Source organism: Streptomyces sp. W1SF4, from assembly GCF_003950035.1.
Taxonomy (GTDB): domain Bacteria; phylum Actinomycetota; class Actinomycetes; order Streptomycetales; family Streptomycetaceae; genus Streptomyces; species Streptomyces racemochromogenes.
The window spans coordinates 1,053,817-1,071,948 of the sequence record NZ_CP034350.1 but is presented as its reverse complement, the minus strand read 5'-3'; the positions used below and the strand labels follow the sequence as shown (position 1 = coordinate 1,071,948).

Sequence of the window (18,132 nt, the reverse complement as noted above, 5' to 3'; positions counted from 1 at the left end):
GATCAGCTCTCCTCCGGTGCCGGTACACGTCCGGGAGGCTCCGGTTCCGCGGCGGGCAGGAACCGGCCGATGAGGAGCTTGTAGATGCCCGCTCCCAGCACCCCGCCGATGAACGGGCCGACGATCGGCACCCAGAAGTAGAGGTTGCCGTACTGATCCCTCCATGCCCCGCCGTACCCGGTGAGGAAGCTGGCCAGCCGGGGGCCGAGGTCACGGGCCGGATTGATCGCGTATCCGGCGTTGGTGCCCCAGGCCATGCCGATCGCCACGACGATCAGGCCGACGATGAACGGTGCCAGGTTGGCGCCGGGAGGCGTGCCCAGCAGGTCGGTGACCGCGAAGATCAGGATCAGGAGGAGTGCGGTGCCGATGATCTGGTCGCGCAGTGCGCCCCACTCGGTCACCGGCAGGTTCGGGTTCCCGTTGGCCGGCAGGGTGGAGAAGACGCCCTGCGTCTTGATCGTGTGGCCCGGGTCGGCCTTCGCCAGTGCCTCCGTGTAGTTCCAGCGGACGATCAGCGCCGCCACGAAGGCTCCGGCCAGCTGCGCCAGCGCGTAGGGGGCCACCCTGCTCCAGGGGAAGCCCTTGAAAGCGGCCAGGGCGACGGTCACCGCGGGATTGAGGTGGGCGCCGCTCAGCCGCGCCGCGACGTAGACGCCCAGGGTCACACCGAGACCCCAGGCCCACGCGATGCTGTCGTGGTTTCCGAGGCCGCCCGCCGGGTCGGTCAGGCCTCCGCCGGCGACGACCTGGGCCACGACACCACAGCCGAAGAGAATGAGGATCATGGTGCCGGCGAATTCGGCCGACAGTTCGCCGACCAGCCCATGTGCTGTGAGGCGGTCCTTCATGGGTGCCCGCTTCCCGCCGGTCCGAAGACCGGCATTCGACTGCCCCGAGCCCCCCGGTTCAGCGTAAGGCGGGTCGTCCGTACCGGAAAGGCGAGAGCGGTCCGGCCGCGTGGAGAGCGGTGCCGCTCCAGGCTCCTCGGCCTTCTCCGAGGCGGTCGCCCGGGTTCTCGTGTCCGCGGGACGGCAGCACACTGGTCATAGGGCCTGACGCTCACCCGTCGGCCCCGACCGGGAGGCACATTATGAAGATGCTGATCAACAGTCCCCAGACCGTGGTCGCGGACGCCCTGCGGGGGCTGGCCGCAGCCCACCCCGATCTGGACGTGGACGCCGGTGCCCGGGTCGTCGTACGGCGGGACGCACGGCAGGGCGGGCGGGTCGGTCTCGTCTCCGGGGGCGGCTCCGGACACGAGCCCTTGCACGCCGGCTTCGTCGGATACGGAATGCTGTCCGCCGCCTGTCCGGGCGAGGTGTTCACTTCCCCGGTGCCGGACCAGATGGTGCGGGCGGCCAAGGCCGTGGACTCCGGTCAGGGGGTGCTGTTCGTCGTCAAGAACTACACCGGGGACGTACTGAACTTCGACATGGCCGCCGAGCTCGCCGAGGAGGACGGCATCCGGGTCGAGCGAGTGCTCGTCGACGACGACGTCGCCGTGACCGACAGCCTGTACACCGCCGGGCGTCGCGGCACCGGGGCCACGCTCTTCGTCGAGAAGATCGCCGGGGCGGCGGCGGAGGAGGGCGCGCCGCTGGCGCAGGTGGCCGCGGTCGCCCGACGGGTCAACGAGGCCTCGGGCAGTTTCGGCGTCGCGCTGAGCGCCTGCACCACTCCCGCCAAGGGCAGTCCCACCTTCGACCTGCCGGACGGCGAGCTGGAGCTGGGCATCGGGATCCACGGCGAGCCGGGCCGTGAGCGGCGCCCGATGATGCCGGCGGGGGAGATCGCGGAGGTCGCGGTGGGCGCCGTGCTGGACGGCATGGCGCACGTGGGCCGGGCCGCCGACGGGCCGGTGCTGGCCCTGGTGAACGGGATGGGCGCGACCCCGCTGCTGGAGCTGTACGGCTTCCACGCGGAGGTGGCCCGGGTACTGGCGGCCCGGGGCGTCCCGGTGGCCCGGACCCTCGTGGGGAACTACGTCACCTCGTTGGACATGGCGGGGTGCTCGGTGACCCTGTGCCGCGCCGACGAGGAGATGCTGCGGCTGTGGGACGCGCCGGTGCAGACGGCGGCGCTGCGCTGGGGCCGCTGACCCCGCCGCCCGCCGTCGGCGTCCGGACGGGCGGGGGAGTCAGGCCGCGACGAGCTCCCGCTCGCCGTCCGGCGTCTTCGCCCTGGGCTTCCTGTTCGGCAGCGAGAGCCGGAAGACCTTGCTCCATGCGGAGAACACCTGCTTGGGCAGCGGCCCGGTGACGTACTCCAGCTCGTACTTCTCGAACAGCGCGCGCACCTTCACCGCCACCTCGGCGTACCGGTTGCTCGGCAGGTCCGGGAACAGGTGGTGCTCGATCTGGTGCGACAGGTTGCCGGTCATGAAGTGCATGGCCCTGCTGCCGCTGATGTTCGCCGAGCCCATCATCTGGCGCAGGTACCACTGGCCACGCGTCTCGCCCTTGATCGACCGGCGCTCGAAGACCTGTACGCCCTCGGGGAAGTGCCCGCACATGATCACCGAGTGGGTCCAGATGTTGCGGACCAGGTTCGCGGTGAACGTGGCGGCGAGGGTGGTGAGGAACGACGGGCCCGACAGCAGAGGGTGGATCACGTAGTCCTTGAGCACCTGCTTGCGGATCTTGCGGCCCACGGCCTTGGCCCGCGCGCGGAACTCCGGGTCCCTGCGGCGGCGCTTGCTCAGGTTCTTGCCGAGCTCCAGGTCGTACGCGGCGATGCCGTACTCGAAGAAGCAGGCGTTGATGAAGTTCCACAGCGGCTGGCCGAGGTGGAACGGGTGCCACCTCTGGTCCTCGTCCACGCGCATGATGCCGTAGCCGAGGTCGTTGTCCTTGCCGATCACGTTGGTGTACGTGTGGTGCAGCTCGTTGTGCGAGTGCTTCCACTGGTCGGAGGGCGAGACGTGGTCCCACTCCCAGGTGGTGGAGTGGATCTTCGGGTCCCGCATCCAGTCCCACTGGCCGTGCAGGATGTTGTGCCCGATCTCCATGTTGTCCATGATCTTCGCCACGGACAGCCCGGCGGTGCCGATCAGCCACGCGGGCGGGAAGAACGAGAACAGCAGCACGCCCCTGCTGACCAGCTCGAGCTTGCGCTGCGCCGAGATGACCTTGCGGATGTAGGCGGCGTCCTCCTCACCGCGGGCGGCGATCACCTCATCGCGGATCGCGTCCAGCTCGCGGCCGAGCTCCTCGATCTGCTCCGCGGTCAGGTGGGCGGTGGGGTCGATGGCGGTCAAGGTGCTCCTACCGTTCGATGTCGCAAGGGCCCGCCGCGGCGGACACGCAGGTCTGGATGAGGACGCCCGGCGCGGCCTCGGTGATTTCGCCGGTGCGCAGGTCGCGGACGGCGCCCTCCCTGAGCGGCGTGACGCAGCCGAAGCAGATCCCCATGCGGCACCCGGAGGGCATGAGCACGCCGGCCTCCTCGCCGACGTCCAGCAACGGCGTGGCGCCGTCCGCGTCGACGGTCTTGCCCGTGGTGCTGAACGTGACCTCGCCACCGCCACCGCCACCGCCGTCGCCGCCGTCACCGGCGACGACGGTCGCGGGGCGGAAGCGCTCGGTGTGCAGGCGCTCTCGGACGCCGTGTGCGCTCCAGAGCTCCTCGGCGGCGTCGAGCAGGCCCGCGGGCCCGCAGGCCCAGGTCTCGCGCTCGGCCCAGTCGGGCACCAGTTCGTCGAGACGGGCGAGGTCGAGCCTGCCGTCCGCGTCGGTGTGCACCTCGGTGAGCCGCAGCCTGCCGTCCGCGACCAGGTCGTGGAGTTCCTTGCGGAAGATCACGTCCTGCGGCTGTGGCGCGCAGTGGATCATGACGACGTCATCGAGCGCGATGTCACGCAGCATGCCCATCACGGGCGTGATGCCGCTGCCGGCCGTCAGGTAGAGCACCTTGGCGGGCTTGGTCTGCGGCAGCACGAAGTCACCGGTCGCCTGGTCGAGCTGGACCAGCGTGCCCGGTTTCGCCCTGCGGACCAGGTGGTTGCTGACCTTGCCGCCCGGGATCGCCTTCACGGTGATCGTGACGCGGCCGTCCCGGCGGTGTGGCGGCGAGGTGAGGGAGTAGGAGCGCCACAGGCGCCTCCCGTCGACGTCGACCCCGATCCGCACGTACTGACCGGCCGCGTGGCCGCGCCAGCCCCGTCCCGGCCTGATCACGAGGGTCGCGGCGTCACCCGTCTCGGGGTGCACGGCCTCGATGCGCCCCCGCAGGTCAGCGCCCGCACGCAGCGGACTGACCAGGTCGAGGTAATCCGACGGCAGCAGCGGCGTCGTGACCATCTCCAGCAGTTTCCACGCCCCACTGCGGAGGGCTGCACTCGTCATGACTCCAGCTTGATCCGCCTCAAGGCGTAAAGTCCTGACCGCAGGACGTAAATCTGCCCGACTGAATTGTTCGCAGGGAATGAAGATGAGTCATCCGATTCGGAGAGTCACCGATCTGTCTCTGGATGCGACGACGGTCACCGCACTTCGGGCCGCGCTGAAGACCACTGCCGACGAGGTCGTCCAGGCGATCATCGACGAGGTCCCTCCCTACGCCAACGCCCTTTCCGGCCGTATGGGCGGCACCATCCGCCGAGCCGTCCGCACCGCCCTGGGGCACTACCTGGACCTCGCGAGCGGGAACGCCACGGGCGGCGACGCCGGTGACGCCGCCTACGAGCTGGGTCGCGGCGAGGTGCGCGACGGCCGTTCGATGGACGCCCTGCTCAGCGCCTACCGCGTCGGCGCCCGTGTGGCATGGCGATGTCTGGCGGCGGGGGCGGTACCCGCGGGTCTGCCCGCCGCCGAGGTCGCCAAGTTCGCCGAGCTGACCTTCGCCTACATCGACGAGCTCTCCGCCGCGAGCGCCGCGGGCCATGCCGACGAGCTGGCCGCCCGGGGCCGGGAGCACGAGCGGCACCTGGAGCACCTGGCCCGCGACCTCCTCACGGGCGCGGCCTCGGACGTGCTGCTGGCCTCCGTCCAACGGGCCGGCTGGCAGCCTCCGGTTTCGCTGACCGCGGTCCTGCTGCCGGCCGCCCAGGCCCGGCCCGCCTACCGCACGCTGGACCCGAGCACCCTCGTCCTCGACGATCTGCCGGACACCTCGGGTGTGCTGCTCGTCCCCGATGCCGACCGGTCACACCTGTTGAGACAGCTGACCGACCGCACCGCCGTGGTCGGCCCGCCCCGGCCCTGGACCCGTGCGTCCGCCTCGTACGCACGAGCCGTACGCGCGCGCTCCCTCTCCGCCGACATCCGCGACACCGAGGACCACCTGCCCGAGCTGGTGCTGAGCGCCGACGCGGAGGCGTTCGCGGACCTGCGTGCCCGAGCCCTCGCACCGTTGCGGGCCCTGCCCGTCGCGACCGCACGGCGGCTGGAGGAGACGCTGCGGGCGTGGCTGCTGCACCAGGGCAGGCGGGACGAGGTGGCGGCGGCGCTGTTCGTCCATCCCCAGACCGTCCGGTACCGGATGTCGCAGGTACGGGAGCTGTTTCCGGACCTCGCGTCGCCCCGCCGGATCCTCGAGCTGACGCTGGCGGTCGGCCTCCGGGCCGGCTGACGCGTACGTCGCCCGTCCCGTCCGCGGAACGACGGTCAGGCGAGGTCGGGGAGGGGGCGCCGGGCGACCTCGTGGGCGTCCTGCGGCGGGACGCCCAGCATGCGCAGGACCATCTCGGCGAGGTTCACCGCGGCGTCGTCGCCGTCCACGTCGGGCCGGGCGAACCGCAGCTCCACCAGGGACAGCAGGGTTCCCCCCAGGGCGGACAGGGCGACCGCCGTGTCGACGGCGGTGAAGCGGCCGGAGGCCATGCCCACCTCCAGGTCCCGCAGCGCTCGCCGGGTCAGACCGTTGTCCGCGTGGATGTGGCCCAGGCCGCGGCGGCGCAGCACCTGCATCAGCTCCGGGTGCGACTCGGCCATGCGGGCGCTGAGCCGGAAGCCCGTCGCGACGAGCTCCGCGGGGTCGTCGATGCCGGCCAGGTGATCGTCGAAGGCCTGGCCGTACTCCTCCAGCGCGTCCTGCACCGCTGCCTCGAACAGCTCCGTCTTCGAATCGAAGTGGTTGTAGAACGAGCCGAAGCCGACGTCGGCGCGCTCGGCGATCACCTGGATGCTGACGCTGGTGTCCCCGGTCTCGGCGAGTATCCGGCGCGCCGCGCGGACCAGGGCTCCGCGGGTCTCGGCGCGACGCCGCTCGAATCGGTTGCTGGGCGGGGCTGACGTAGGCATGCCCGGATTCTAGCCGCCGAGGCGATGACGATCGCAGTCCTGATGAATTCATCATTTCCTGGCGCGAACGCCTTGACGCACAGAACCGTCAGACTTGATGATTTCCTCATCACGGCAATGTCGCTTGGAGGGCACCATGTCCGAAACCCGCGTCACCGCAGTCGGCGTCCCGGACGTCAGGACGGCCCATCAGGACCTCCACAGCGCGCAGGGCGCCCTGCGCGGCGAACACCCCGGACGGTCCCGCAACCCCGTGATCAAGGTGGCCGACCTGGCCTGGCTGGAGTTCGAGAAGCCCGACCTGGACCGGGCCGAGGTCTTCGCCCGGGACTTCGGCTTCGGCATCGCCGCCCGGAGCGCGGACGAGCTGTGGCTGCGCGGTACCTTCGCCGGCTCGCCGTGCACGGTGATCCGGCGCGGCCGGACCTCCCGTTTCATCGGCCCGGCGTTCCGCGCCGCCGAGCGCGCCGACCTGGACCGGCTGGCCCGCGCCACGGGCACGTCCGTACGGGACGCGGACGTGCCCGGCGGCGGCAAGGTGGTCGACCTGCTCGACCCCTCCGGTTTCCCGGTCCAGGTCGTGCACTGCGGGGAGGAACTGCCCGCACTGCCCGAGCAGCAGCCGCTCCTGCTCAACTTCGGCACCGGTCACCGTCGCACGAACGTCGCCCAGCGCCCGCCGCGTGAACCCTCCCGCATCCAGCGTCTGGGGCACGTGGTCCTGGAGACAAGGGTGTTCGGGCGCGCCCTGGACTGGTACCTGGACACCCTCGGGATGATCGTCTCCGACTTCCTGTTCCTGGACGGCCGGCGCGGACGTGGCCCGACGATGGCGTTCATCCGCTGCGACCAGGGGAGCCGGGCCGTTGACCACCACACGCTGGCCATGCACCTGGGCCCGGGCAACGGCTACGTCCACTCCGCCTACCAGGTGACCGACCTCGACTCGATCGCCGCGGGCGGCGAGTACCTGGCCGAGCGCGGCTACCAGCGCAGCTGGGGCATCGGCCGGCACGTCCAGGGCAGCCAGCTCTTCGACTACTGGCGCGATCCCGACCGCTTCATGCTGGAGCACTTCGCCGACGGTGACCTGTTCTCCTGCGACCTGGAGCCCGGCTGGGCGCCCATGTCGACCTCCGGCCTCGCCCAGTGGGGACCTCCTGCCACCCGTGACTTCCTCGGCGCGAGCCCCTCCCCGCAGCGGGTCCGTGACGTCATCGAAGCCCTGCGGGGTGACAACGAGATGGACCCGGCACGCCTGCTGGGCCTGCTCAAGGCCGCCCAGTCCTGAACCCCAACCCCCTCACGAAGGCACTGATATGAGCACGAACGTCCTGCGCACCGCCGACGGCTGGTGGATCCTCCGCGGCAACCGGGCCGTCTCCATCGACACCAAGGCCGCCACCACCGCCGAACTCATCGCCGACCGTGACGCCGTACGGGAGGCGGCGCTCTCGGCCGACACGGGCACGCCCATCGTCGATCTAGCGGCCCTCTCGCCGGTCACCACCCCCTGCCGGGTGGTCGCCCAGATGGTCAACTACCGCAGCCACGCCCGCGACTCGGGCTTCACCGGCGACATCCCGCCCGCCTTCTTCCGCAAGGCGTCCGGCTCGGTGAGCGGCCCGGACGAGGCGATCGTCCGGCCGTCGCACGTGAGGTTCCTCGACTACGAGATCGAACTCGGGCTCGTCATGGGCGCACCCCTGCCCGTCGGCACCGTGGTCGAGGAGCGGGACCTGCCCTCGTATGTCGCCGGGCTGGTGCTCACGAACGACGTCAGCGCCCGTGACGTGCAGCTGACCAAGACGCAGTTCTACGAGAGCAAGTCGTACCCGACCTTCACACCGACCGGGCCCTACCTGGCGCTTCTGGAGCCCGAGGACTTCGTCCACCTCCTCGATCTGCGGCTGAAGCTGTCGGTCAACGGCGAGCTGCGTCAGGACCGCACCCTCGCCGACATGATCGTCCGCCCGGCGCAGGCGCTGACCCTGCTGGCCCGCTTCCAGACCCTCGGCCCCGGAGACCTGCTGCTCACCGGGACCCCCGGGGGCACGGCCCTCAAGGCCCCGCCCAAGGCGGTCGAGAAGATCGGCGCGCTGCTGCCGCCCGCCGTGAAGTGGAAGGCGTTCTTCAAGTCCCAGGCCCGCAACCCGCACTACCTGCACACGGGTGACGTGATCACGGCGACGATCTCGACCGCGGACGGGCGGATCGACCTCGGCGAGCAGCGCACGCCCGTCACGGACGCGAACCAGGACCCGAGGTGAGCCGCACATGACCGCCGACCAGGCCGGCCCCCGGCCCACCGCACCCGGGCCCGCACGGACAGCCCCCGCACCCGTCGTGATCATCGGCGCCGGGCCGGTGGGCGTGACCGCCGCCCTCCTCCTCGCCCGGCGCGGTATCCGCACCGTCATCCTGGAACGCCACCAGGACGTCTACCCGCTCCCGCGCGCCGTCGCCACCGACGACGAGGTGCGCCGCATCCTCCAGGCCGCGGGCGTGGGCGAGGAGTTCGCCGCGATCGCCCGCCCCGCGCACGGACTGCGGCTGCTGGACGCCCGGCACCGGGTCATGGCCGAGTTCCCGCGCTCCGAACACGGCCACCACGGCTACCCGCAGACCAGCATGTTCGACCAGCCCGAGCTGGAACGACTGCTACGCGACGCCCTCGCCCAGCGCCCCGAGTGCGAGCTGCGGGGCGGTGTCGAAGTGACCGGCGTCGGCCCGGAGCCCACCGGCCCCGTCCGCGTGACCTACCGCGACGGCGACGGTGAGCACCACCTGTGGGCCGAGGCGGTCCTCGGCTGCGACGGCGCGGGCGGCCTCACCCGTGCCGCCATCGGCGCCTCATGGGAGGACCTGCGCTTCGAGGAACGCTGGACCGTCATCGACGTCCGCACGAAGGCCGACGTCCGCTGCTGGGAAGGCGTCGACCAGGTCTGCGACCCGCACCGGCCGGCGACGTTCATGCGCGTCGGCGAGGACCGCTACCGCTGGGAGTTCCGGCTGCAAGACGGGCGGCAGCCGGTCCGTGAACTGATCGCCCCGTGGCTGTCGCCTTCGTACGACGGGGACTTCGACGTCGTACGGGAGACGCAGTACACCTTCCGGGCGCGGGTGGCCGACCGGTGGCGCAACGGACGGGTCTTCCTCCTCGGCGACGCCGCCCACCTCACCCCGCCGTTCATCGGGCAGGGACTCTGCTCGGGCCTGCGTGATGCCCACAACCTCACCTGGAAGCTCGCCCGAGTCCTCCAGCAGGGCGGCGACGAACGGCTGCTGGACACCTACGAGAGCGAGCGCAAACCGCACGCACGGCACGCGATCCGGCTCGCGGTCGCCATGGGCTGGGCCATGACCGGCGGCCAGGACGGCGCCGCCGCACTGCGCCGCGGGATCCTGGCCGCGGCCTGCCGCATACCCGGCCTCACCACGGCGGCGGGCCGCGACCTCAGCCCACCCCTGACCGCCGGACCCCTCGTCCGGCGTCGTACGCGCGGGAGCCTCGCGGGCACCCACTGCCCGCAACCACGGGTGGTGGGACCCGACGGCCGGCGCTCCCGCCTCGACGAACTGCTCGGCGACGGCTTCACCGTGCTGACCGCCGCTGATCCCTCTCCCTCGGTGCGCGCCCTCGCCCACGGGCTCGGCGTCCCGGCGATCCCCGTGACCGGCCTCCGTGACGACGGCACCCTCACCGCCTGGCTGCGCGCCGGCCGGGCGGACGCCGTCCTGCTGCGCCCCGACCGCGTCGTCATGGACCTCGTCCCGGCCGGGAGGCACGACTTCACGGACACCGCCGCCTGGGCGTCCCTCCTGCACACCACGCGCAGCCCCCACCCTTCCGCCCGGACCGCCCAGACCAGCCGGCCAAGGCGCGCCCCCCGCTGACCACGCCCTACCCGGCCGTGGACGCCCGACCCACAGGCCGTCGCCGACAGCCGCATCATGGACTCCGCCCGCCACGCCGGGCTCGCCGGCACCGACTACGCCGCCCTGCACCACTGGTCGGTCACCGACCTGGACGGCTTCTGGTCCGCGGTGTGGGACTACTTCGACGTCGACGCGGACTCCCCGTACGAACAGGTGCTCGCGGGAGCGGATGCCGGGCGCCCACTGGTTCCCCGACGCCCTCACCGACGACATCGTGGCGATCATCGCCCTCGACGAGACCGGCTCCGGATACGAGGTGACCGGCGGTCGGCGGCCGGCTGCGGGCACAGGTGGCCTCCGTCGCCGCCACCCTGCGCGACCTGGGCGTCGGCCAGGGCGACCGGGTCGTCGGCTCCAAAACCCCGCACGCGATCGTCGCTTTCCTCGCCGCCGCGAGCTTGATGGTGCTCGTGCGGCGCCATGGCCGCACGCCCGACTCCTTTGGCGGGCGTGCGGCCTGGGTGGCGCCTACCAGGACGACTTGGTCACTCCCGGCAGGAAGCCCGCGTGCGCCTGCTCCCGTGTGCGGACGCGGGAGAGTCCGAACGTGCGGAGGTAGCCGCGGGGGCGGCCGTCGACGCTGTCGCGGTTGCGCACCCGGGTGGCGCTGGCGTCGCGCGGCTGCCGGCGCAGTTCGGTGTACGCGGCTTCGCGCTCCGCCGCGGTGGAGGACGGGCGGCGGATGATCTCCTTGAGCTCGGCCCGTCGGGTGGCGTAGTGCTCGACGACCGCCTTCCGCTTCTCGTTCTTCGCGATCTTGCTCCGCTTCGCCATCAGATCTTCCCTCCCCGTGCGCGGATGCGGGCCACCGCGGCTTCGACGCCGATCGCGTCCACGGTCTTGATGGCCCTGGCGCTCAGGGTCAGGCGGATATGGCGCCCTTCGCTGGGCAGCCAGTAGCGCTTGTGCTGGATGTTCGGGTCGAAGCGGCGGGAGGTGCGCCGGTGTGAGTGCGAGATGTTGTTGCCGAATCCCGGCTTGCTGCCGGTCAGTTGGCAGTGCGCTGACATGGGTGAGGATCCCTTCGTCGAGGTCTCCGTATTGGAAATGGAAACCATTCCCATATAGTAGCCGCATGGCACGCAACGAGATCCGCCCGGTCATCAAGCTCCGCTCCACCGCGGGCACCGGGTTCACCTACGTCACCCGCAAGAACCGTCGGAACGATCCCGACCGGCTGGTACTGCGCAAGTACGACCCGGTTGTCCGGCGGCACGTCGACTTCCGCGAAGAGCGCTGACCCTCCGCACCCCCGCACCCCCGCCCCACCGTCGAAAGGTTCCTGCCGTGAAGCCCGGCATCCACCCCGCCTACGGGCCCGTCGTCTTCCGCGACACCGCCTCCGGCACCGCCTTCCTCACCCGCTCCACGATGACGAGCGACAAGACGATCGACTGGGAGGACGGCAACACCTACCCGGTCGTCGACGTCGAGATCTCCTCCGCGAGCCACCCCTTCTACACGGGCACCGCCCGCGTCCTCGACACCGCCGGCCGTGTCGAGAAGTTCCAGCGCCGCTACGGAACCCGGTGATGGACCGCGAGAACCAGCTCCCCGTCGTGATCGTCGCCGGAATGCACGCCGACGCACGCAAGGAGGTCGTCGAACGCCTGCTGCGGTCCGTGCACGGCAGCGTCGCGCTCCACCACGACCTGGCCAGAGCTTCCGACGGCACCGTGCTCCGCGAGGTCCGCGACGCCTCCGGCACCCTCACCCGTGGTGATGCACCGCTGGTCAACGACTGCGCGTGCTGCGCCCTGCGCGAGGACCTGGTGCCGGAACTGGAGCGGATGGCGGACAGCGGCCTGGCCCGGCTCGCCGTGGTCGAGCTGTGGGACTCGGTCGAACCGAAGGCCATGGCCGAGGTCATCGCGGGCCACGGCGGAGACCGATTCGTCCTGACGAACGTGATCACCGCCGTGGACCCCGCGCTCGTCCTGCCCTGCCTCGGCAACGGCGACGACCTGGCCGAAGCCGGCCTCGCCGCGGCCCCCACCGACCAGAGGACCATCGGGGACACCTGGGCCCGGCAGTTGGAGTACGCTCCGGTCCTCGCCCTCGTCGACAGCGAAGAGGCCGACGACGAGGACCGCGCGCTCCTCGCGCAGCTGCACCCCACCGCCCAGCGGGTGCTGGCCGGTTCCGTCGAACTCGCCCGGGCGGCGTTCGCAGGCTTCGACGTCGAGGCCGCCGCGGCCGCCCAGCACCCCGCCTGCGCGCTCCTGCCCCAGGACGCCGACGAAGCCGGCGTCGCCACGCTCGTCTGGCGCCGCCGGCGGCCCTTCCACCCCGAACGCCTCTACCAGGCGCTCGAGGACCTGTGCTGCGCCGCGGCCCGCAGCCGGGGCCGGTTCTGGCTCGCCGACCGCCCCGACACGCTGCTCGCCTGGGACGCGGCCGGAGGAGCCCTGTGCGTGGAGAGCGCCGGCCCCTGGCTGGCATCGCTGCCGGACGCGGCGTGGGAGATGGTTCCGCCGATGCGCCGCGCGGCTGCCGCGCTCGACTGGCACCCGGACCACGGAGACTGCTGCCAGCACCTCGTCTTCACCTCGCCCGGTCTCGACCGGGACGGGCTGGAGCGGCTCCTCGACTCCTGCCTGCTGACGGACGCCGAGTACACGGCCGGGCGCGAGGCCTGGAAGGGCCTGCCCGCCGCTTTCGACTCCCTCCTCAACGCCGCCTGAACCGTCCGACGACCAATTCAAGGAGACGCCACCATGGCCCGAACTCCGTACCCCCGCAAGCCCGTGAAGTCCCGGCCCAATCCCCTCGACGTCGCCGGGATCACGTCCATCGACTACAAGGACACCGACCTGCTCCGGAGGTTCATCTCCGACCGCGGGAAGATCCGCAGTCGCCGCGTCACGCGAGTGACGGCCCAGCAGCAGCGGGCCCTCGCCACCGCCATCAAGAACGCGCGCGAGATGGCCCTACTGCCGTACGCAAGCCGCTGACGGAGCCCGGCCCATCCCGCATGCGCGGGTCGCCGCGACGTCCTGGCTGCCCGGCGACCGGTGCTAGGCCATCCAGAAGAAGACCGCTGTCATCCGCTTGTCATCCAGTGTCGTGCCCCAGTAGCCCGTCGCGCTGTGGATGAGGTTGGCCGAGTAGAGCAGCAGGCGGTTGTAGCGGTGGGGGACGCGGACGTCCTCGGTGAAGGAGTCCTCGGGGACGAAGCGGGTGCCGAGGGCGTCGACCAGGTTGTTGTGGGGGGCGAGGACCTGATTGCCGCCGAGGGCGCCGTCCGGGAGCTGCTGGCGGTAGAAGCTGGTGCCGCAGTCCTTGGGGATGGCCGGGCTGAGGTAGAGGACGGCGGCGTAGCGGCACAGGGTGCGGGAGTCGGTGTGCGGGCGGGGCTCGCACTCGTCCTTGCCGACGACCTGGACGCAGTTGTGGTTGAAGGTGCCGGCGCCGGCCGGGTTCTCGGGCCAGATCCGCTGGGCCCCGGTCGCCTGCCGCACCTTCCGCTCCACGCGGGCCAGTTCGTCCGGTTCCAGTCCGGGCATGGCGCGCAGCCCCGGCCAGGGCTCGGGCTTGTGCGGGGCTCCCTGGACCCAGTCCTCCTTCGCCAGGCAGCGGGCCCGTACGGCGTCCACGTCGGGAAGCACGTCGTCCAGGACCCAGTAGTCACGGCCGCGGGTGGGCTTGCGGTACGGCAGGACCGGCAGGGCCAGGGGACGTGGCGGGCGAATGGGCATGGCGGGAAGGCTAGTTCGGCTCCGTCGAAGGCTCACCAAAGCGGTGGGCAAGACTGCGGCAAGAGTTGGTCTCTCTCCGTTGGACCCTCCCCGTCACGGCATTGGACCGCGGGCGTGGTCGAGCGCCGACCTGAGTCGGTCCCCGTCCACCCGCGGCAGACGCGGGGTGTGGTTGACCAGGCGGGCGGAACCGCCGCCGACGATGCTGCCGGCGCTGCGCGGCAGCGCCGCCGGCACCGGGCTCACGGAGCCGCCCGCGCCCAGCCCGCACAGGTTGACGCCACCTGGAGGAGCGACGGTCACATGACCCCGGCCGGCTGGAGGGACACTTGGAGGACGAGGACGGCACTGAGCCGGGCCCGGTTGTCGGACCTTTGGGCGGGGACGAGGGCCAACCGACGGCACGGCTCGGTTTCGCTCGTCAACCGTCGGAGCCGGCTTCAAGCCGACAGCGCACGTCGACGATTCCTTCGACGGAGTGGGTGAGGCGATCGGCGAGAGGGATCAGGGTGTGGTCCTTCACGTGGCCGGTCAGGGTGGCGATCCCGTGGGAGACGGTGACCTTGACTGCTTCGTGGGAGAGCGGGAAGAGGCGCTTGACGACGCTCTCGCGGACCTCCGTGGTGAGGTCCTCATCCGTACGGAGGAAGACCTTGAGGAGGTCGGCGCGGCTGACGATGCCCTTGAGGGTGCCGTCGGCGCCGACGACCGGGAGGCGCTTGATGTGCCGCTCGGTCATGAGGCGGGCCGCCTGGGGGAGGGTGGCGCCGGGGCGGATCGTGACGGCGGGGGTGGTCATGAGGTCCTCGGCGCGCGTGGATCCGGCCTTGGCGGTGTCGCCCAGGCGGCGCATCTGCTCGATCAGGCCCGGGCGGTGTTCGTGGAACTCCTCCTTGGGCAGGAGGTCGGCTTCGGAGACGACGCCGACGACGCGGCCTTCACCTTGGATGACGGGGAGGGCGGTCACCTTCCAGCGTTCCATCGCGGCGGCGATGTCCTTGAAGCCTGTCTCCGGGGTGACGGCGATGACCTTGGTGGTCATCACGTCGGCGACGGTGTAGGGGGTGGAGGTCATGGCGGGGTCCTCAGCGTGCGTAGGCGAGCGGGGGACCGGCCGACGGCCGAGTCCTCGTTGCACAGCTCCCGTACGGTGGCGGCGTCGAACTCGAGGGCGGTGACCTCGCGGGAGGCGGTGGCGCCCAGGTGCCAGGTGTAGGGGCGGAACATCCAGTACCAGCCGAGTAGTTCGCCGTGGCGGAGGGTGTCGATGACGGCGTTCTTGTGGCCGGGCACGTGGGTGTCGAGGTCGACGGTGCCGCATTCGATGATCCAGAACTTCTCGGCCCGCTGGTGTTCCTTGAAGATGCTGGTGCCGGCCGGGAACGTGACCCGGTGGAGTGGGCGAGCAGGGCCTCGCGGGCTTCCTGAGTCATCTGTTCGAGGATGCTGCGCACGGTGCTCATGGTGTGCCTCCAACCCTTCCCCCTCACCCTGCCGGGTGCCGTGGGGGCCGGCAGGGCCGCGCGGTGCAGACCGCGGGGCCGGCCGGCCCTTCTCAGCGGACCAGGACGGCCTCCCCGGACCTGGGTACGACGGCCGTCCAGCCCAGCTCGTCCGTGATCCGGTCGCGCAGGGTCTCGGCGGCGCTCTCCTCACCGTGGACGAGGTAGGTCGTGTGCGGGGGCGGCGCGGAGCGCAGCCAGTCGATGATCTGGCCGGCGTCGGCGTGGGCGGAGAAGTGCGGTACGTCGGCGACCTCGGCGCGCACGGGGACGTACTCGCCGAACATCTTCAGCACGCGGGCGCCGTCGACCAGGTCCCGGGCGCGGGTGCCGGCGGCGGCGAAGCCGACGATGACGACGGCGTTGCGGGGGTCGGGGAGGATGCGGTGGAGGTGGTGCAGTACGCGGCCGCCGGTGGCCATGCCGGCGGAGGAGACGATGATCGCCGGGCCGGTGGCGCCGTTGATGTCGATCGACTCCTGGACGGTGCGGGCGGCGAGGAACGGGTCCGGGCTGATGGCGGACTCACCGGCGGCGAGGATCTCGGGTCGCAGCTCGGGCGAGTGGGCCCGTACGGCGTCGCGGTAGACGTCGAGGGCGGCCAGGGCCATGGGGCTGTCGACGTAGACGGGCACGTGGCGGGGGAGCGTGCCGTCGTCCCGGAGCGCGGCGAGTTCGTGCAGGACGACCTCGGTGCGGTCGATCGCGAACGCCGGGATGACGACCGTGCCGCCCCGGGAGAGCGTGCGGGTGATCACCGAGGCGAATGCGCGTCGCGCGGTCTCGTGGTCGTGGCGGCGGTTGCCGTACGTCGACTCCATGAGCAGGACGTCGGCGCCGGCGAACGGCTCGGGTGGCAGGAGGAGCGGGTGGCCGGGCCGGCCGAGGTCGCCGCTGGTGGCGAGGGTGTGGCCGTCCTCCAGGGTCAGGTGGGCCCAGGCGGAGCCGAGGATGTGGCCGCCGCGGTGGAGCGTGAGCTTCGTTCCGGCCATGATCTCGACCTCGCTGCCGAAGGAGACCGGGTCGAAGAACTTCACCGTGTGGTCGACGTCGTCATCGTCGTACAGGGGCTTGGCGGGCCGGTGCTTGGACCAGCCGTGCCGGTTGGCGTGCTCGGCGGCCTCCGACTGGAGGCGGGCGCTGTCGCGGAGCACGATCTCGGCGAGGCGGGCCGTGCGGGCGCTGGTCAGGATGGGACCGCGGAAGCCTTGCCGGACCAGGCGCGGCAGATAGCCGCAGTGGTCCAGATGGGCGTGGGTGACCACGACGGCATGGATGTCGGAGGCGTCGCAGGGCAGCTTGTCCCAGTTGCGGCGTCGCAGGTCCGCGACACCCTGGAAGAGTCCGCAGTCGACGAGGATCCGGGCGTGGTCGCTCTCGACCAGGAACTTGCTCCCGGTCACCGTCCGCACACCCCCCAGGAAGCGCAGCAGCGCCGGCCGGGTCGCGGCGGTGACGGACGTGGGAGACGGGGTCGGCTGAGACATGGCAGGCCCATCCTTTCCGGCTTCTCGGGACGGATGCCGGACTTCACCGTCGCACCGGCCGGGCCGGGCGGGAGGGGCCCTACCGGTCCCCGGTGAGGGGCCGACCGGCCCAAGCGTGACGGCGGGATACGGGCACAGGCTGGCGGTGACCCCACTTCCGCACCGCACAGAGAAAGAGCCGCGCCATGAAGGCACTCGTCTTCCACGGGCCCGGACAGACCTCCTGGCAGGACGTCCCGGACCCCTCGATCAAGGACGCCGCCGACGCGATCGTGCGGGTCGACGCCGTCACCATCTGCGGCACCGACCTGCACATCGTCAAGGGCGACGTCCCCGAGGTCGCGCCGGGCCGCGTCCTCGGCCACGAGGCCGTCGGCACCGTCGTCGAGACCGGCGGCGACGTCCGCACCGTCCGCCCCGGCGACCGCGTCCTGATCTCCTGCATCTCCGCCTGCGGCCGCTGCCGCTTCTGCCGCGAAGCCCGCTACGGGCAGTGCCGAGGAGGAGGCGGCTGGGTCCTGGGCCACACCATCGACGGAACCCAGGCCGAGTACGTACGCGTCCCCTTCGCCGACCTCTCCGTGCACCCGCTGCCCAGCGCCCTGCCGAGCCACGAAGCGGTCCTGCTCGCCGACATCTTCCCGACCTCCTACGAGGTCGGCGTCCTCAACGGCAACGTCCGCCCCGGCGACACCGTCGTCGTGGTCGGCGCCGGCCCCATCGGGCTGGCGGCCATCGGCACTGCCTCGCTCTACAGCCCGTACCGAACCATCGCCATCGACCTGGCCGCCTCTCGGCTCGCCGCCGCCCGAGACCTCGGCGCCGATGCCACCGCCAGCGCGCAGGAGGAGCCGGAGAAGCTGGTCGAGGACCTGACCGACGGACTCGGCGCGGACGTCGTCATCGAGGCGGTCGGCGTGCCCGAGGCGTTCGAGATGTGCACCCGCATGGTCCGTCCCGGCGGCCGGGTCGCCAACATCGGCGTCCACGGCAAGCCTGCCGTCCTCCACCTCGAAGACCTGTGGATCAAGGACGTCACCCTCACCACCGGCCTTGTCGACACCCACTCCACCCCCATGCTGCTGCGCATGATGGCCGCCGGCCGGCTTCCCGGGGCCGCGATGGTCACCCACCGCTTCGAGCTCGACCAGATGGAAGAGGCGTACGACGTCTTCTCCCGGGCCGGCGAGACGGGCGCGCTCAAGGTCGTCCTCGGAGGCCCCCAACACGACGCGGTCGCCGTACCGCCCCTGGAGCAGTGATC

The 18,132-nt window shown here is 71.6% G+C and carries 21 protein-coding genes and 1 pseudogene; 11 read left to right on the top strand and 11 right to left on the bottom strand.

Annotation, left to right across the window (positions count from 1 at the left end):
• Positions 1–2: 2 nt before the first annotated feature.
• Positions 3–851 carry an MIP/aquaporin family protein gene (locus D1J60_RS05185; protein ID WP_125598909.1) on the bottom strand — a complete coding sequence of 283 codons (849 nt, stop codon included), beginning with the start codon at positions 849–851 and terminating at the stop codon, positions 3–5.
• A 242-nt stretch (positions 852–1,093) separates the two neighbouring features.
• Here D1J60_RS05185 and dhaK point away from each other — a divergent pair, with 242 nt between their 5' ends.
• Positions 1,094–2,101: a dihydroxyacetone kinase subunit DhaK gene (gene dhaK, locus D1J60_RS05180; RefSeq protein ID WP_125598906.1), complete on the top strand. Its 1,008-nt coding sequence runs from the start codon at positions 1,094–1,096 to the stop codon at positions 2,099–2,101.
• 39 nt (positions 2,102–2,140) lie between these two features.
• Here dhaK and D1J60_RS05175 read toward each other — a convergent pair whose 3' ends face one another.
• Positions 2,141–3,259 (bottom strand): acyl-CoA desaturase, encoded by a 1,119-nt coding sequence (locus D1J60_RS05175; protein WP_125820306.1) that lies wholly within the window; start codon positions 3,257–3,259, stop codon positions 2,141–2,143.
• Between the two features lie 7 nt (positions 3,260–3,266).
• Positions 3,267–4,346, bottom strand: a complete 1,080-nt coding sequence (locus tag D1J60_RS05170) for a ferredoxin reductase (protein ID WP_125820305.1) — start codon at positions 4,344–4,346, stop codon at positions 3,267–3,269.
• Between the two features lie 85 nt (positions 4,347–4,431).
• Between D1J60_RS05170 and D1J60_RS05165 the strand changes: the two genes are divergently transcribed.
• Positions 4,432–5,571, top strand: a complete 1,140-nt coding sequence (locus D1J60_RS05165) for a PucR family transcriptional regulator (protein WP_125820304.1) — start codon at positions 4,432–4,434, stop codon at positions 5,569–5,571.
• Positions 5,572–5,606: 35 nt separating this feature from the next.
• Here D1J60_RS05165 and D1J60_RS05160 read toward each other — a convergent pair whose 3' ends face one another.
• Positions 5,607–6,242: a TetR/AcrR family transcriptional regulator gene (locus D1J60_RS05160; protein WP_185899517.1), complete on the bottom strand. Its 636-nt coding sequence runs from the start codon at positions 6,240–6,242 to the stop codon at positions 5,607–5,609.
• 136 nt (positions 6,243–6,378) lie between these two features.
• On the opposite strand from D1J60_RS05160, the gene D1J60_RS05155 reads away from it, so the two are divergent.
• From D1J60_RS05155 to D1J60_RS37930, 4 genes and pseudogenes are all read left to right on the top strand, one after another.
• On the top strand, positions 6,379–7,533 hold the full coding sequence (locus D1J60_RS05155; protein ID WP_125820303.1) for a VOC family protein: 1,155 nt from the start codon (positions 6,379–6,381) through the stop codon (positions 7,531–7,533).
• 28 nt (positions 7,534–7,561) lie between these two features.
• Positions 7,562–8,512: a fumarylacetoacetate hydrolase family protein gene (locus tag D1J60_RS05150; RefSeq protein WP_125820302.1), complete on the top strand. Its 951-nt coding sequence runs from the start codon at positions 7,562–7,564 to the stop codon at positions 8,510–8,512.
• Between the two features lie 7 nt (positions 8,513–8,519).
• On the top strand, positions 8,520–10,139 hold the full coding sequence (locus tag D1J60_RS05145; RefSeq protein WP_241253150.1) for a bifunctional 3-(3-hydroxy-phenyl)propionate/3-hydroxycinnamic acid hydroxylase: 1,620 nt from the start codon (positions 8,520–8,522) through the stop codon (positions 10,137–10,139).
• 57 nt (positions 10,140–10,196) lie between these two features.
• Positions 10,197–10,582 (top strand): annotated as a pseudogene (locus tag D1J60_RS37930) (acetyl-coenzyme A synthetase N-terminal domain-containing protein); the annotation flags it as partial.
• Positions 10,583–10,649: 67 nt separating this feature from the next.
• Here the strand turns inward: D1J60_RS37930 and rpsN are convergent.
• Both rpsN and rpmB read right to left on the bottom strand, forming a co-directional pair.
• Positions 10,650–10,955, bottom strand: coding sequence for a 30S ribosomal protein S14 (gene rpsN / locus D1J60_RS05135; protein WP_125820301.1), 306 nt, complete (start codon positions 10,953–10,955; stop codon positions 10,650–10,652).
• Positions 10,955–11,191 carry a 50S ribosomal protein L28 gene (rpmB, locus tag D1J60_RS05130; protein WP_125820300.1) on the bottom strand — a complete coding sequence of 79 codons (237 nt, stop codon included), beginning with the start codon at positions 11,189–11,191 and terminating at the stop codon, positions 10,955–10,957. Before rpmB ends, rpsN begins: the two co-directional genes overlap by 1 nt.
• Positions 11,192–11,256: 65 nt before the next feature.
• Between rpmB and rpmG the strand changes: the two genes are divergently transcribed.
• Genes rpmG through rpsR form a run of 4 tightly spaced genes read left to right on the top strand, consistent with a single transcriptional unit; the run spans position 11,257 to position 13,135 of the window.
• Positions 11,257–11,421 (top strand): 50S ribosomal protein L33, encoded by a 165-nt coding sequence (gene rpmG / locus D1J60_RS05125; RefSeq protein WP_125595130.1) that lies wholly within the window; start codon positions 11,257–11,259, stop codon positions 11,419–11,421.
• 47 nt (positions 11,422–11,468) lie between these two features.
• Positions 11,469–11,714 (top strand): type B 50S ribosomal protein L31, encoded by a 246-nt coding sequence (locus D1J60_RS05120; protein ID WP_125595129.1) that lies wholly within the window; start codon positions 11,469–11,471, stop codon positions 11,712–11,714.
• Complete coding sequence (locus D1J60_RS05115; RefSeq protein ID WP_125820299.1) at positions 11,714–12,865, top strand: GTP-binding protein; 1,152 nt, start codon at positions 11,714–11,716, stop codon at positions 12,863–12,865. Before D1J60_RS05120 ends, D1J60_RS05115 begins: the two co-directional genes overlap by 1 nt.
• A gap of 33 nt (positions 12,866–12,898) precedes the next feature.
• Positions 12,899–13,135 carry a 30S ribosomal protein S18 gene (gene rpsR / locus D1J60_RS05110; RefSeq protein WP_125820298.1) on the top strand — a complete coding sequence of 79 codons (237 nt, stop codon included), beginning with the start codon at positions 12,899–12,901 and terminating at the stop codon, positions 13,133–13,135.
• A 63-nt stretch (positions 13,136–13,198) separates the two neighbouring features.
• Here the strand turns inward: rpsR and D1J60_RS05105 are convergent, their stop codons facing one another.
• The 5 genes from D1J60_RS05105 to D1J60_RS05090 form a co-directional block, all read right to left on the bottom strand.
• Positions 13,199–13,879, bottom strand: a complete 681-nt coding sequence (locus tag D1J60_RS05105) for a DUF6445 family protein (protein WP_125820297.1) — start codon at positions 13,877–13,879, stop codon at positions 13,199–13,201.
• Positions 13,880–13,972: 93 nt separating this feature from the next.
• Complete coding sequence (locus D1J60_RS37150) at positions 13,973–14,125, bottom strand: hypothetical protein (protein ID WP_164720843.1); 153 nt, start codon at positions 14,123–14,125, stop codon at positions 13,973–13,975.
• 175 nt (positions 14,126–14,300) lie between these two features.
• Positions 14,301–14,954 carry a CBS domain-containing protein gene (locus D1J60_RS05100; protein ID WP_125820296.1) on the bottom strand — a complete coding sequence of 218 codons (654 nt, stop codon included), beginning with the start codon at positions 14,952–14,954 and terminating at the stop codon, positions 14,301–14,303.
• Positions 14,951–15,535, bottom strand: coding sequence for a cyclic nucleotide-binding domain-containing protein (locus tag D1J60_RS05095; protein ID WP_125820295.1), 585 nt, complete (start codon positions 15,533–15,535; stop codon positions 14,951–14,953). The genes D1J60_RS05100 and D1J60_RS05095 overlap by 4 nt, the downstream gene beginning before the upstream one ends.
• The gene (locus D1J60_RS05090; RefSeq protein ID WP_125820294.1) at positions 15,435–16,868 is read right to left on the bottom strand and encodes an MBL fold metallo-hydrolase; all 1,434 of its coding nucleotides are present in this window, start codon (positions 16,866–16,868) and stop codon (positions 15,435–15,437) included. The genes D1J60_RS05095 and D1J60_RS05090 overlap by 101 nt, the downstream gene beginning before the upstream one ends.
• Positions 16,869–17,053: 185 nt before the next feature.
• On the opposite strand from D1J60_RS05090, the gene D1J60_RS05085 reads away from it, so the two are divergent.
• The gene (locus D1J60_RS05085; RefSeq protein WP_125820293.1) at positions 17,054–18,130 is read left to right on the top strand and encodes an alcohol dehydrogenase catalytic domain-containing protein; all 1,077 of its coding nucleotides are present in this window, start codon (positions 17,054–17,056) and stop codon (positions 18,128–18,130) included.
• Positions 18,131–18,132 lie beyond the last annotated feature (2 nt).

What these genes read in the sequence shown, in the direction of transcription:
- D1J60_RS05185 (WP_125598909.1), bottom strand. Translation starts at nt 851, where the DNA reads ATGAAGGACCGCCTCACAGCACATGGGCTGGTCGGCGAACTGTCGGCC.
- dhaK (WP_125598906.1), top strand. Translation starts at nt 1,094, where the DNA reads ATGAAGATGCTGATCAACAGTCCCCAGACCGTGGTCGCGGACGCCCTG.
- D1J60_RS05170 (WP_125820305.1), bottom strand. Translation starts at nt 4,346, where the DNA reads ATGACGAGTGCAGCCCTCCGCAGTGGGGCGTGGAAACTGCTGGAGATG.
- D1J60_RS05165 (WP_125820304.1), top strand. Translation starts at nt 4,432, where the DNA reads ATGAGTCATCCGATTCGGAGAGTCACCGATCTGTCTCTGGATGCGACG.
- D1J60_RS05160 (WP_185899517.1), bottom strand. Translation starts at nt 6,242, where the DNA reads ATGCCTACGTCAGCCCCGCCCAGCAACCGATTCGAGCGGCGTCGCGCC.
- D1J60_RS05155 (WP_125820303.1), top strand. Translation starts at nt 6,379, where the DNA reads ATGTCCGAAACCCGCGTCACCGCAGTCGGCGTCCCGGACGTCAGGACG.
- D1J60_RS05150 (WP_125820302.1), top strand. Translation starts at nt 7,562, where the DNA reads ATGAGCACGAACGTCCTGCGCACCGCCGACGGCTGGTGGATCCTCCGC.
- D1J60_RS05145 (WP_241253150.1), top strand. Translation starts at nt 8,520, where the DNA reads ATGACCGCCGACCAGGCCGGCCCCCGGCCCACCGCACCCGGGCCCGCA.
- rpsN (WP_125820301.1), bottom strand. Translation starts at nt 10,955, where the DNA reads ATGGCGAAGCGGAGCAAGATCGCGAAGAACGAGAAGCGGAAGGCGGTC.
- rpmB (WP_125820300.1), bottom strand. Translation starts at nt 11,191, where the DNA reads ATGTCAGCGCACTGCCAACTGACCGGCAGCAAGCCGGGATTCGGCAAC.
- rpmG (WP_125595130.1), top strand. Translation starts at nt 11,257, where the DNA reads ATGGCACGCAACGAGATCCGCCCGGTCATCAAGCTCCGCTCCACCGCG.
- D1J60_RS05115 (WP_125820299.1), top strand. Translation starts at nt 11,714, where the DNA reads ATGGACCGCGAGAACCAGCTCCCCGTCGTGATCGTCGCCGGAATGCAC.
- rpsR (WP_125820298.1), top strand. Translation starts at nt 12,899, where the DNA reads ATGGCCCGAACTCCGTACCCCCGCAAGCCCGTGAAGTCCCGGCCCAAT.
- D1J60_RS05105 (WP_125820297.1), bottom strand. Translation starts at nt 13,879, where the DNA reads ATGCCCATTCGCCCGCCACGTCCCCTGGCCCTGCCGGTCCTGCCGTAC.
- D1J60_RS05100 (WP_125820296.1), bottom strand. Translation starts at nt 14,954, where the DNA reads ATGACCTCCACCCCCTACACCGTCGCCGACGTGATGACCACCAAGGTC.
- D1J60_RS05090 (WP_125820294.1), bottom strand. Translation starts at nt 16,868, where the DNA reads ATGTCTCAGCCGACCCCGTCTCCCACGTCCGTCACCGCCGCGACCCGG.
- D1J60_RS05085 (WP_125820293.1), top strand. Translation starts at nt 17,054, where the DNA reads ATGAAGGCACTCGTCTTCCACGGGCCCGGACAGACCTCCTGGCAGGAC.